Annotated in this window: 10 protein-coding genes and 1 pseudogene; 7 read left to right on the top strand and 4 right to left on the bottom strand. The window is 58.5% G+C overall.

Features of this window, described 5'->3' with window-relative positions; translation table 11 throughout:
* Window positions 1-328: 328 nt before the first annotated feature.
* Together ACO550_RS04605 and ACO550_RS04610 are read right to left on the bottom strand one after the other, a co-directional pair.
* The gene (locus tag ACO550_RS04605; protein ID WP_315591751.1) at window positions 329-1,780 is read right to left on the bottom strand and encodes an efflux transporter outer membrane subunit; all 1,452 of its coding nucleotides are present in this window, start codon (window positions 1,778-1,780) and stop codon (window positions 329-331) included.
* A complete protein-coding gene (locus ACO550_RS04610) occupies window positions 1,777-2,670 on the bottom strand; it encodes an efflux RND transporter periplasmic adaptor subunit (RefSeq protein ID WP_315591752.1) in 894 nt (297 codons plus the stop codon). The genes ACO550_RS04605 and ACO550_RS04610 overlap by 4 nt, the downstream gene beginning before the upstream one ends.
* Window positions 2,671-3,044: 374 nt before the next feature.
* Between ACO550_RS04610 and ACO550_RS04615 the strand changes: the two genes are divergently transcribed.
* Together ACO550_RS04615 and ACO550_RS04620 are read left to right on the top strand one after the other, a co-directional pair.
* A complete protein-coding gene (locus ACO550_RS04615) occupies window positions 3,045-3,410 on the top strand; it encodes a hypothetical protein (RefSeq protein ID WP_315591753.1) in 366 nt (121 codons plus the stop codon).
* A 396-nt stretch (window positions 3,411-3,806) separates the two neighbouring features.
* Entirely contained in the window at window positions 3,807-4,829 is a 1,023-nt protein-coding gene (locus tag ACO550_RS04620) for a diguanylate cyclase (protein WP_315591754.1), read from the top strand.
* Between the two features lie 53 nt (window positions 4,830-4,882).
* Here the strand turns inward: ACO550_RS04620 and ACO550_RS04625 are convergent, their stop codons facing one another.
* On the bottom strand, window positions 4,883-6,088 hold the full coding sequence (locus ACO550_RS04625) for a molybdopterin molybdotransferase MoeA (protein WP_315591755.1): 1,206 nt from the start codon (window positions 6,086-6,088) through the stop codon (window positions 4,883-4,885).
* A gap of 635 nt (window positions 6,089-6,723) precedes the next feature.
* Between ACO550_RS04625 and ACO550_RS04630 the strand changes: the two genes are divergently transcribed.
* From ACO550_RS04630 to ACO550_RS04650, 5 genes are read left to right on the top strand one after another with little or no spacing between them, the layout of a single operon-like run.
* Entirely contained in the window at window positions 6,724-8,133 is a 1,410-nt protein-coding gene (locus ACO550_RS04630) for a cytochrome ubiquinol oxidase subunit I (RefSeq protein ID WP_315591756.1), read from the top strand.
* Window positions 8,134-8,145: 12 nt separating this feature from the next.
* Window positions 8,146-9,153, top strand: a complete 1,008-nt coding sequence (cydB, locus tag ACO550_RS04635) for a cytochrome d ubiquinol oxidase subunit II (RefSeq protein WP_315591757.1) — start codon at window positions 8,146-8,148, stop codon at window positions 9,151-9,153.
* Window positions 9,153-9,290, top strand: a complete 138-nt coding sequence (locus ACO550_RS04640; RefSeq protein WP_315591758.1) for a DUF2474 domain-containing protein — start codon at window positions 9,153-9,155, stop codon at window positions 9,288-9,290. Before cydB ends, ACO550_RS04640 begins: the two co-directional genes overlap by 1 nt.
* 10 nt (window positions 9,291-9,300) lie before the next feature.
* Window positions 9,301-11,340, top strand: coding sequence for an FUSC family protein (locus ACO550_RS04645; protein ID WP_315591759.1), 2,040 nt, complete (start codon window positions 9,301-9,303; stop codon window positions 11,338-11,340).
* Between the two features lie 10 nt (window positions 11,341-11,350).
* The gene (locus ACO550_RS04650; protein ID WP_315591760.1) at window positions 11,351-11,551 is read left to right on the top strand and encodes a DUF1656 domain-containing protein; all 201 of its coding nucleotides are present in this window, start codon (window positions 11,351-11,353) and stop codon (window positions 11,549-11,551) included.
* 56 nt (window positions 11,552-11,607) lie between these two features.
* Here the strand turns inward: ACO550_RS04650 and ACO550_RS04655 are convergent.
* Window positions 11,608-13,031 (bottom strand): annotated as a pseudogene (locus ACO550_RS04655) (aminotransferase-like domain-containing protein).
* Between the last annotated feature and the right edge of the window lie 149 nt (window positions 13,032-13,180).

Raw genomic sequence — 13,180 nt, forward strand, 5'->3', positions numbered from 1 at the left:
TAGCAACTAACGTATCTCTTGTCGCTGGACGCGTCCTAGTTCGTTAGAACTATGGTAGAAAAGTTGGGCCTAGACCGGAGGTTACAGACCTCCGATACATTGAGCGAAACAGTTTTGCCGGGGGCAGCTTGCGACTGAGCAGGCAGGACTGTTCCTCTAGCGAATCGACGGATTTGTACTCTCCAAGCTGGGCGGGCTTCGACCACAGGCCGATCGTGGAACGGCAGATCCCTGTTCCCTTTAGAAACCACCGATCGACTCGGGGCGCGGCGCGGAAATTTTTCTCCAATCTTCAGTAGACTTCTTCAAGTCGGATTGCAGACAAGTTTCAATCTTCTGCCCCATGCTTGATCATCGGCACCGGCGCATGTTCCCATCCGCCGCCCAGAGCTTCGAAGAGCACCACCTGTTGTAGCGCGACCTGCGCATCCGAATCGGCCAATGCCTGTTCCACATCGGCCAGCACGCGGTCCGCGTCCAAGCTAGTTAGCGACGACACCTTGCCTCCGGTGTACAGTTCGCGCTTCTCCCGGGCGGCGACGGCGGCTGCATCGCGCGATTTCTGAAGGCTGGCACTCCGCTCAAGCTCGTATCCATAGGTACTCAACGCCGTTCTGGTTTCCTCCAATGCTTTCAGAACGACTCCATCGAATCGCGCCAATGCTGCGTCGGAGGCCGCGCGCATGGCGTGAATATGTGGAATTGCGCCATTACTCGGGAAGTTCCAGGTAATCATGGGACCGAAGCCCCAATGGACGGTTTGCTCGGATCCTAAGTCACCAAGAACGCCTGTGACCCCGGCGGAAGCGCCGAGCCGAATTGTTGGAAACAGGTCCGCAGTCGCCACCCCGATGCGCGCCGCGGAAGACGCGAGTTCGCGCTCCGCCTGCCGAACGTCGGGTCGGCGACGGAGCAATGCCGTTCCGTCGCCGACGGGCAATGGCTTTTCCAGCGTCGGCATTCGACGACAGTCACGCCTTGTTGAACTGGGCGGCTCTCCGAGCATGACCGAAAGGCGATACGCAGCCGCAGTCTTCCTAGCCTTGAATCGGGGAAGCAATGCACGCAATCGCTCGGCCTGTGCATCGGCCTGTGCCACGTCGCCAGGCTCATTCCGGCCGGCGGCGACAAGCATTCGCGTCAGGCCGGCTACCCGCTGCTGAAGCGCAAGCTGGCGATCCGCGACCTGCAATTCATGGGTTGCGGCACATCCTTCCACGTAGGCGCGCACCGTTTGAGCAACCACAGCAACCCGTACGGCGTCGAGCGCCGCCTGACTCGCTTCGACGTTCGCCAGCGCTGCCTCGTCCGCTCTGGCAAGCTTGCCGAACAGGTCCACCAGATACGACACGCCTATGCCATAGTCGCCAATATTGAGGACCGGCACTTTCTTCGTGAGCAAGAAACTCTCGCCAGACAGCTGTGTGCGCTGCGTCGTCGCATTGATGCCGCCTTGGAGCAGGTTCTCCGCTTCGACCTCATGATAGTTTTCGATGGTACGCTGCAGGTTAGCCGCCGCAACGCGTAGACTCGTGTTGGCAACGAGGGCTCGCCTCACCAGCTCGTCAACGTTCGGATCATTGTAAAGGCGCCACCAGGCGTCTGGCACAGGCTCGTTAGTCGCGGCGTGGTTTTCGCGATCGACCAGCGCGGCACTGGTCGCCGGGTCCTTGACGAGTGCGGTTTCCGGGAGTCTGTAGTCGGGGCCAACGGTGGTACATGCGAACAACGTCGGCAAAAGGCTGGCGATGACCGCCATGACAAGGGCGAGCCTTCTCATCGCGAATCCTTCTGATCGACGCCGGTCGTCTCATGCACGCTCACTGTCGCAGTCCTGCCAGATATCAGCCTGACGTTCGCAGGGACATCCCGTAGTGCCACGCGCACGGGCACACGCTGGGCCAGTCGTACCCAGTTGAATGTCGGATTGACGTTCGGAAGAAGATTGGCGCCGACATTGCGGTCACGATCCTCGATACCGGCGGACAGACTTTGCACCACGCCGTGCAGCACCACGCGCTCGCCCATCAACTGAACGTCCGCGGCGTCGCCAATATGGATGCGCGGGAGTTTGGTTTCCTCGAAATATCCTTCGACATAGATGGCGTGCTGGTCGACCATCGATAGTGCTGGCTTGCCCGTCACGACATAGTCCCCCAGGCGGGGAAGGCGGTCATTGAGATAGCCGTCTACGGGTGCCACGACATGGGAACGGGCGAGGTCGAGACGGGCTTCGTCTACGGCTGCAATAGCCTGCGCGACTTCCCCTTCGCCTGCCTCCACCCTTGCACGCGCCATCTCAGTGGTCTCCGTGGCGACAACCGAAGCCAGCTCACGATTGCGAGCGCTCTCACGCCGCGCCTGCGCCAGCATTGCTCTCTTCTGGACGAGCCCAGCCTCTGCCTTACGGAGCGCGAGGGCAAAGCGGTCGGGATCCACGACGAACAAGACCTGTCCCCGATGCACCGTTTCGTTGTCCTTCACCAGCACTTGTGTAACGAGGCCCGAAACGTCGGGAGCGACCTGCACGACATCCGCCCTCACGTGGCCATCACGCGTCCAGGGTGCAGCCTTATAGTAGTCCCATAGATGGACGCAAGCCGGGACGGCGCAGATGACTGCGAGAATCGTCACCAAAACGGGGACTACGAGCAAAAGTCTCTGATTCATACCAATTCTGAGGCACTACACCGAGAAAGGGACCCGGTGCAGATCATCGCGGGTGCCGCAAGCAAAGTTGCCGCCATGATGGACCGGTGCGACATCGGCGGAGTCGCTGCGCGCAAGGTTAGGGAATCCCGTGGATTCTGCAGAGATACAGATATCGAGAAAGGACTGAAGATCAGTTCACGCGCTACGCTAGCGCGGCGTAACTGTTCCGCTGCAATCGCGTCGATTTTGTATGCGTAAGCGTTCGACTCGGTCTCCTACCATGGCTTTCAGCAGGGCGGCATATCCTTCAACACAAGGGCGTTACCTCAGTAAGGGGTGTCGAACCACTATTGACCTGCGATGCATGACATTTTTTTATAGGAACTCAGATCATGAAAGTCGACCTCTCCACCCTTGTCTCGGGCGTCATCCTTGGTGCCAGCATCCTGATCTATGCGCCAGCACAAGCCAAAGGCGCAAACGCTGACACGTACGACTATGCGCTTCGCCAAAGCACGTTCAGCACCTATACCGACGGTGCAAACGGTGTAAATCGTCCAGATCCTTTTTCTGACGGTGCCCACGGCGTCAAGCAAGCCGATGTCTACACTGATGGCGCGAATGTGCAAGGCAAGCGCAGTCAGTTTTCCGACGGCGCCCACAGCAACGTCGCACATACGATTGCAGGTATGGATCACACCGGCGTGTCTGCGCCTCCGGCACGTAGCATCTTGACTGACGATTACAGCGCAGCCTGACCAGACGTCCAAACCCATACAGGGGGCGTTACGAACGAATGGTGGGCGCGTGCCGACGCGCCCACCATAAACCACCATCTGAGGCACATTTCCTTCATGAAAACCGCTTTATCGCTACTTCTCGCCACCCTCACGCTGGGCGTCAGTATTGCAGCCCACGCTGGCCCGGACTTTCAAGTTATCAATGCCGCGCGCGCGCACGCCCATCAGGCAACCGCAACTCACTGCGCCAGCTCAACGCACGCTCGTTGACGACACAAGCAAAGAAAATCTGCCGCTCTGGTGACCTCCGCACCTTAGGCTGCACGATCAAAGCTAGATATCCGAAACGATTCAAGATTTCACTCGGCAATCCGTTGACGTTGGAGAATCACTTCCGGCGTAATCGAATTGCCCTTGAATCATCGCATCCTTCCGCGCGGCCCCGACCTGACATTCGGACGCGACCAATCGCCTGCCCGCGGCGAGTCCCCCATCCTTGAATGGCTGCTTCATGACGACCAGGTGATGCGGGAGTGCTTTGGCCACGCCACAGCCATCCTAAAAGGTGTGACTCAGGCCGCCATTTCCGCGGTACTGCTGCTCGATGCTGAGCACCAGCACTACCGTGCTGAGGTCGGTCTGTCCGTCCTCCCCATTCCACGCGCGCAGTCGCTGTGCAACTACGCCGTACAGGCGGATAACCTGTTCATCGTGGACGACACGCTAACGGATGCGCGGTTTGTCGACTGCGTACTGGTTAGGTCGGCGCCTTTCGCACGCTCCTATGCAGCCATCCCGCTACGTGGGCCCGAGGGCGATATTGTCGGGGCTCTGTGCGCCATGGACCCGCAGCCGGCCCGCTTCACATTTGCGCACGCCGACGTGTTCCAACACCTGCGCGCGATGATAGAGAACGATCTCAGGTTGCGGACCGCGACGGCCACGGACCCACTCACACATCTATTCAATCGACGCTACATGCTTGAGAGCATTCGGCGATCCTGGGAAGACGCCGCTTACGGAGTCGAGATGGGCGCGGTGATGGTCGATATCGACTGGTTTAAGCAATACAACGATACCTATGGTCATCAGGCCGGAGACACCTGCCTTCGCCGGGTCGCCGCGGTGCTGCAAACCATCGCAGAGGAGTACAAGATGATTGCCGGACGACTGGGCGGCGAGGAATTCGGCCTGTCGCAATGCGGGCTCCAGCGCGCAATTTTCGAAGGCGCGCTGGAAAAGCTACGCGTCGGTGTTGCGAACCTGGCGATTCAGCATCGCCAATCGCCCACTGGCGTGGTCACAGTAAGTATTGGAGCGGCCGTCACACAACGTACAGAAAGCACCGACCAGGCCAGGCAAGCCACCTTCGCCTCTGCGGATCGTGCGCTCTATCAAGCCAAGGCCAACGGGCGCAATCGTGTAGTGATGTTCTAGAGACCGTTGGTTAGCTACCTAGCCAGCCCACGGCACCAAGCTAGGCACCCTGGCTAGCTCAACCATCTGTCAAGTGCATAAAAGGGGAGCAGCCTCTTACCATGGGATCTGGCGCTTGGCGCGATTCGCACGAATCCCATTGCATCTCCCAGCAACGACACGGATGCCGAGCCCTGTTGCGCATGGATAGTCACACGATCGCATCCGTTCTCCGAGCCCGACAGCGAAGCCCGGAAGAACTGGTCTTGATCATTCGCAGCAGGCTCGGGAAGGTCCGTCCGGACACACCTAACTGGCGGAAAGATCGCCTCACGGCCTTGAAGTTTTCTTAGCATTGGAGTCACCAGCAAGGCAAACGTGGTGTACGCGGCGGCCGGATTGCCCGGCAGGCACACCGCGATCTTGTTACGCACCCGACCCAGCGTAACTGGCTTGCCGGGCGTCATACCTACCTTGTGGCATAACAGATGTCCGCCGGCAGAAATGAGTGCGGGTCCCACCAGGTCACGCTCGCCACCAGAGGTACCTCCCGTAATCAACACGATATCCGAATCGCCAGCTAGTTCGAGGATCGTCTGGTACAGCTCGCGCTCGTCATCACGCACGTGCCGTCGGTTAACGACGATCGCCCCAAGAGATTCCACCATGGATTCGAGCATGGGTCCGTTGACGTCGCGCACCTTGTGTGGTGAGGAAACATCATCCTCGAAAGACAGCTCGTCGCCAGTAATCAGCAGTGAGACTTCCACAATACGGTAGGCAGACACCGACTCAATCCCTTGAGACGCCAGCGTGGCGATGTGTCCGGCTGTCAAGACAGTGCCAGATGTGATCATAACATCACCAACTCTTGCGTCCTCGCCCTTCCTCCTGACATGTGCACCCTGCTCTCGGCACGTGCTCAATCGGACACCTCCTTCGCATACTTCCACCTCCTCCGCGCGGATCACCGTATCGGCGCCTGCCGGCATTACCGAGCCGGTGAACAGTCGAATAGCATGGCCTGGCTCCAGGGCCTCAGGCGCCATGCCTGCGTAGCAGACTTGTTGAACTGGAAAAATCCGCCCAACTGTCGCGTCAGCCATAGCAATGGCGTAGCCGTCCATTGCACTTTTGTCCGCTGAGGGGGCGTCAGCGCAAGCCACCACGTCCCGTGCTAACACTCGTCCTGCCGCACCACCGAGCCAGATTCGCTCCTTTTCGGCGACGGACTCAATGGAGGACGCAAAAAACACCTGTGCCTCATCAAAACTTAGCATCGCGCATCTCCGCATATTCAGCGTGCCGGGCGTCCTTTCGCCATTGAGACCGACACGCTATTCGCATATCTCTCTGACAGAGTTCGGCTCACGTCTGAATTTTGGCGAAACGTCAAAATCGGAGCCAAGAGCTAGTCTGACAATATGCAGCCCGTGCCGCAGGGTACAGATGATGGCGTTCTTCCACACTACAGACTTTTGATGTCCGTAATGCCAGTTTCGCCCATGCCGCGCCGGCAAATCCGCATGCATCATTGGGGAACGTGAAACAGTCATTTCCTATCGCAGACCGGTGTACTCGCACAGTGTCGTCACAGCGTACAAGTCGTACTTGTCTTCTCAGCCTTCAAGTCCTTCGCCGGAAAGGAAATCCCTCCAAACGCTCGTCTGGCACGCCACGCCCCTTCGTTCCTAGACACAGTCACATGCAAAGCGAACAAGAACAGTCATGTTCGTTCATTGCCCGAATGCGGCCATGCCCCCTTGCCGCTTGTCCCATTCAGTCCGATTCAGCACTGACTCTCCGCGAAACGGCCAGAACTGTATCTCCCCGAAAGTCGTCATGTTTCTTACTCTGCGGCATCGCGTCACGCGGCACTAAAACCGCACCGACGCCAATTCGAGGAGTACAAGCGATGCACGGACTCACAGCACTTGAGCTGGCGCGAATACAGTTTGCGTTCACAGTCTCGTTCCATATCATCTTTCCCGCCATCACGATTGGGCTGGCGAGCTTCCTCGCCTTCTTGGAGGCCCGATGGCTCATGACGAAGAACCCGGTCTACCGGACTCTCTTCGATTTTTGGGTCAAGATATTCGCTCTCAATTTCGGAATGGGCGTCGTATCCGGCTTAGTTATGGCCTACGAATTCGGGACGAACTGGAGTTTCTTCTCCGAGTTTGCTGGTGGCGTGACGGGCCCACTGCTTACCTATGAAGTGCTTACCGCATTCTTCCTGGAGGCCGGGTTTCTTGGCGTCATGCTCTATGGCTGGAATCGCGTCGGTCCGGGACTGCATTTCTTCTCGACGCTCATGGTCGCCCTGGGAACATTGATCTCCGCCACTTGGATTCTGGTGTCCAACAGTTGGATGCAAACTCCGACGGGATACGCGATTGTGGCAGGCAAGGTCGTTCCGACCGACTGGCTCGCTATCATCTTCAACCCGTCATTCCCCTATCGCCTGGCACATATGGTCATCGCTGCCATGCTGTCGACCGCGCTCTTCGTCGCCGCAGCAGGGGCGTGGCAGTTGCTGCGAGGTCGATCGACGCCGGCCATCCGCAAGATGTTCTCGCTGGCTATGTGGATGGTATTGGTGGTGGCGCCAATCCAGGCAGTAGTGGGGGATGCGCATGGCATCAATACGTTGGAACACCAGCCAGCCAAGATCGCGGCTGTCGAGGGCCACTGGAATAGTGCGAAGCCCGGTGACACCGGCGGCTTCCCGTTGATTGTGTTCGGCATCCCGGACATGGAGCGCGAAGAAACCCGCTACGCTATCGAGATTCCGCGACTCGGCAGCCTTATTCTGACCCACACGCTGGACGGACAGATCCCCGGACTTAAGTCGTTCCCAAAGGAAGATCGTCCGAACTCAACCATTCTGTTCTTCACGTTTCGTGCCATGGTCGGTCTCGGTGTCCTGATGATTCTGTTCGGGTTGCTTGGCTGGTTGTTGCGTCGGAAGGATGTCCTCTATCAATCGAGGGCCTTTCTTCGCATGGCCATAGTCATGGGTCCGAGCGGCCTGATCGCGCTGCTAGCGGGCTGGATGACGACCGAGATCGGTCGGCAACCCTGGGTGGTCTACGGGCTCCTGCGTACCCGCGACGCCGTGTCGAATCATGAATTCGCCCCCGTTGCCATCTCGTTGCTGCTATTCGTGGTGGTGTATTTCCTCGTATTCGGAATCGGCATCCGCTACATGCTCAAACTCGTGAACAAGGGACCGTCCGATGCAGATCACGTCACCAGCGACGCGCTGTCATTCCCAGTTTCCATCGCTCGGCCGGTCACTCCGCTCGGCAACCACCAACACTAATAGGGGACAGCAATGGGCATCAATCTTCCCGTCATTTGGGCGGTCCTAATCTTCTTCGGCGTGATGATGTACGTCATCATGGACGGATTCGATCTTGGTATCGGAATTCTCTTCCCGTTCGTTGGTGATCGTCGTGACCGCGATGTGATGATGAACACGGTTGCACCGGTGTGGGACGGAAATGAAACTTGGCTTGTGCTGGGCGGGGCAGCCATGCTCGCTGCCTTCCCATTGGCGTATTCGGTTCTGTTGAGCGCCTTCTACCTGCCACTCATGTTCATGCTGGTTGGCTTGATCTTCCGCGGTGTCGCCTTCGAATTTCGTTTCAAGGCAAGCGATCGCAGCCGTCCGCATTGGGACAAGGCGTTCATCGGCGGCTCCCTTGCCGCCGCATTCTTTCAGGGTGTCACGTTGGGTGCATATATCGATGGTGTCGCAATGGATGGGCGCCATTACGTGGGAGGCGCATTCGACTGGCTCGCGCCATTCCCCCTCTTCACCGGTGTAGGCGTCGTTGTCACCTATGCGTTCCTCGGCGGCACATGGCTCATCATGAAGACAGAGGGTCGACTTCAATGGACCATGCTTCGGTTGACCAATGTGTTAATTGGCATCGTATTAGCGTTCATTGCGGCAGTAAGCGTATGGACGCCGCTGACCCATCCGGAGATCGCACAACGCTGGTTCTCGTTTCCCAACCTGTTTTACTTTCTGCCAGTCCCGTTGCTGGTGGTAGCAACGGCCGCGGGACTTTATCGGGTGATTCAGCGTCGGCCCAACGTTTCGCCATTCCTACTTGCTTTGGTTATTGTCTTCCTAGGCTACACCGGCTTGGCGATCAGCATCTGGCCAAATATCATTCCGCCGAGCATCTCGATCTGGGAGGCATCATCCGCGCCGCAAAGCCAGGGATTCGCCCTCGTAGGTACGCTGTTTATCGTGCCGATAATCCTGACCTATACGTCGTGGTCCTATTACGTCTTCCGCGGCAAAGTAAAGCGTGGTGAGGGGTACCACTGATGAAAACGCAAGAAAAACTTCCGCTGGGCAATCGCTTGCTCTGGTTGCTGGCATTGTGGCTGGGAGGATTTGGTGCCGTGTTCGCTCTCGCGTGCGTGATACGCGGTGCAATGCATCTGGCCGGCATGACCAGTTGATGGATGGCCCATGCATTTCGCATCGAGAAGCGTGATGGCCACGCGCCAACCGGCGTCGTGGCTAGGCAAGGATGCGCGGCGGTGGATCTACGCCATCAAGGTGTTCGGCGCCGCCATGCTGGCGCTCTACATCGCACTGGCGCTCGGCCTCTCGCGCCCATACTGGGCCATGGCAACCGTCTACCTGGTGTCCAGCCCGCTGACGGGCGCCACCCGCTCGAAGGGGCTCTACAGGGTGGCCGGGACCTTGATCGGCGCTGCCGCAGCGGTGGCCATGGTGCCAGCGCTGGTCAATGAACCCGTGGTGCTCATGACAGCGATATCGTTGTGGACTGGGGCCATGCTCTATCTATCGTTGCTGGAGCCGTCTCCGCGCAGCTATGTCTTCCTGCTGGCGGCCTACACGCTACCAATCGTAGCCCTGCCAGCGGTGACCGACCCATCTACTATCTTTGATATTGCCTTACTACGCGTCGAGGAGATCGTCATCGGTATCGCTTGTGCTAGTGTCATCAGCGCGTTGATCTTCCCGACGAGTATCACATCTGCGCTGGAGGATCGTTTCGGAAAATGGCTCGGGCACGCTCGAGCATGGACTACCGATATCCTGATGGCCCGCGTCGATTCCCGCGTCCAGTTTGAGCGGCACCGCAAGCTAACTGAAGAACTCCGCATGATTCGCAACCTGATGGCACAGGCCGCTCATGAATCCGATAGCATTCGGGCACTGGACCTCGGTGTCGTCTTGGAGTCGCGAATGTTGAGCATGCTACCCACACTGGACACGCTCGATAACATGCTCGCTGCACTGCGCGCACATCCGTTTGGCATTCCCGACTGGCTCTCTGTCGAGATCCTCGATGTCGTCGAATGGATCGGGGCGGCAACACCCACGACGACGCAGCCTCGTCCCGCAATAGCACATAGCAGCGCCCGCCGCACGGGCGACTGGCATTCGGACCTTGTCGTTGCCACTTCCCGCCAGCTAGACTTACTGGTTGACCTATGGACGGACTGTCGCGACTTGCAACGCAGCATCGCCGGCCAGAGCCCAGCCTTAGCTCAGCCTGTGCCCGGCGATGTACGTGCCGTGCCCGTCCTGGCCGTTCACCGCGATCATGGCCTGATCCTGATCCAATCGACATCTGCCGCAACCGCCACGTTCCTTGCCGGCGCAATCTGGATGCTGTCCGGCTGGATCGACGGCGCGGGCGCCGTCGGGTTGGCTGCCCTGACGGCATGCTTTGTCAGCACCATGGAAGTGCCCCGCCGCGCCGTCCAACGCATAGTAGTGTCGAGTGTCGCCTGCCTGCTGCTAGCCTGCTTTTATCAGTTCATCGTGCTGCCCAACGCGAACGATTTTGTGTCGCTGGTCACGCTGTTTGCCCTGCCCTATCTATGCATCGGGTTCCTGATGACCCGTGCGGATTTTGGCATCACAGGTGTGCTGCTGGCTGTTACCACGGCCTCCTTCGCAAACGTGCAGCAAATCTACGACGCCAACTTCGGCGATCTCTTCAACGCAAGCCTTGCAGCCTCGGCCGGCATTCTGTTCGTTGCGGCCTGGGTTGTGATTTCCCGGCCGCTTGGCGTCGACGTGGTGGCGCGCAGGATACTGCGAGCGAGTTGGCGCGGGATCGGCACCGGCTTTGGCACCCGCCCTGCCATTGCGCGGTCAAACGTTCCGGGCCAGATGTTCGACCGGATGCGCCAGCTAATCGCCATCCTGCCGCCAGGCCAAGAAGCTTTGATGCGAAGCGGTTTATCGGAACTACTGGTCAGCTCGGGCGCCCAGTCGCTGGAGCACAACGCAGGTGCGCTCTCCGCCGGCAGTCAGCGTGCCGTTGACTACGTGTTCGTCGAGCTAGCACGTTACTATCGCCACTGTCTGCGTGCCAACGCGCAGGTGCCTCCGTCGTCGCGCTTGTCGACACGCATTGACGCTGCGGTCCGATCCCTGCCTACTATGCCAGGCACTGAGGAACGCAATGTCCTGGCATCGTTGCTCGGCATCCGGCTCGCACTGTTTCCGTGCCCCGAGAACGCCTAGGAAGCCAATCATGCAAATGAACGACTTCGATGTATATGGCGTCTTCGTTCCAGCCTTGCTGCTATGGATGCTTGTCGCCCTGGCGCTGACGACGTTAGTACGAGCAGTGCTGTCCTGGGCAGATGTCTACCGACTGGTGTGGCACCGTTCGCTGTTCAATGCCTCCGTTTACCTGATCGTGCTGGGCATCATCGTCGGGATAGTTCGATAGCGTGAACTGATGCCACGCGAGGCGCCCGTCAGGAGGATGCAACCGCCTACGGTAGTCTACCGACTCCGTTCGTACAGATTCGTCGCCAGTCTTCCCAGCGTCTGCAACGCAGCGTCGAGTTCCGGCGACCACTCCCAACTGTAGTTCAGCCGGATGCAGTGACTGTAGGTGAATCCGGGGCGAACATGTGGCCCGGTGCGACCGTAATTCGCGATTCGAGCGCGGCGTGGTACAGGTCCATGGCATCGATGCCTTCCGGCATCTGTACCCACAGCACGTAGCCACCTGCCGGCCGCGACGTAGTGGTACCTTCCGGAAAAAACCGGCGAACGCTGGCCGTCATGATCTTCGCCTGCTGCGAGTACGCCTTGCGGACGCGCCTCAGATGATAGTCATATCCGTCGTTCTTCAGAAATTCGGCGATGGCCAGCTGCGGTAACGAAGGCGTCGTTAAAGTATTCAGGAATTTCAACCTTTCCACACGATCGTGGTAGCGGCCTGCGAGTGTCCAGCCAATGCGCGACGCATTGGTTAGGGTCTTCGAAAACGAGGAGCAATGCAGAATAATCCCGGCCTTGTCATAGGTCTTCAGGGAGCTTGGATGGCTCGCGTCGTAATAGAGCTCGCCGTAAACGTCATTTTCAATCGCCGGTATGTCCTTCTCCGTCAGCAATTCAACGAGCTTCCGTTTCTTTTCGTCCGGCATCTGAAAACCCAGCGGATTCTGGAAGTTCGGCATTACCATGCACGCGGAGATCTGCTTCTCGTCAATCAACTTAGCCAACGCGTCCAGGTCGATACCCTCAGTGGGGTCTGTGGCGACTTCAACCGCGCGCATGCCTAGTCTTTCGATGGCATGGAGCATGGCATAGTAGGTTGGGGATTCCACCGCGATTGCATCACCGGGCTTGGCGACTGCCTGCAAGCAAAGGTTGATGGCCTCAGTGGCACCAATGGTGATGATCATCTCGTTGGGGTCAATGGCATAGCCATTCTCGAGATAGCGACGAGAAATCTGACGGATGAGCTGTGGGCTGCCAGGCGGCAGGTCATCCAGCACATTCCATTTGGTGTATCTCCTGGCAATGTTGTTCGAGTACTGGGTGATTCGCTGCCAGGGAAACAATGATGAATCCGGATAGGGGGAGCCCAGCGCTATCGCCTCGTCAGAACGGATCGATCGTAGCGTGGAAAGCACTAGCGCACTGACGTCGACCGGCGACGGGCGCTCGCTGGGTCGCGACGCGCGCAACTCGACGACGGGCTCGCCTGAGCGTTTGCGCACAAAGTAGCCGGATTGCGGACGGCTCTCGATGATACCTCGGCTCTCGAGTCGCGCGTATGCTCGGATTACCGTCGTCAGACTCAGTCTATGGTGCTGACTCGTTTGCCGTACGGAAGGTACGCGTTCCCCGGGCAGTAGGACCCCTTGCTGCACCATAGCTTCGATTTCTCCAGCGAGCTTTTCGTACAGTTTCACACACCTCTCCTATTGAAAATTTGTGATGAGAAGCGCGCTCTGCGCCGCTGACGCAGTATTCAAAGCGAGATCCTTCGCCTAGCGGCACATGGCAAGAGCTAGGGCAATTGTCATAGTATGCAAGCAGGTGCCCTTACTCCAACCCGCAA

It is taken from the genome of Cupriavidus sp., from assembly GCF_057315035.1.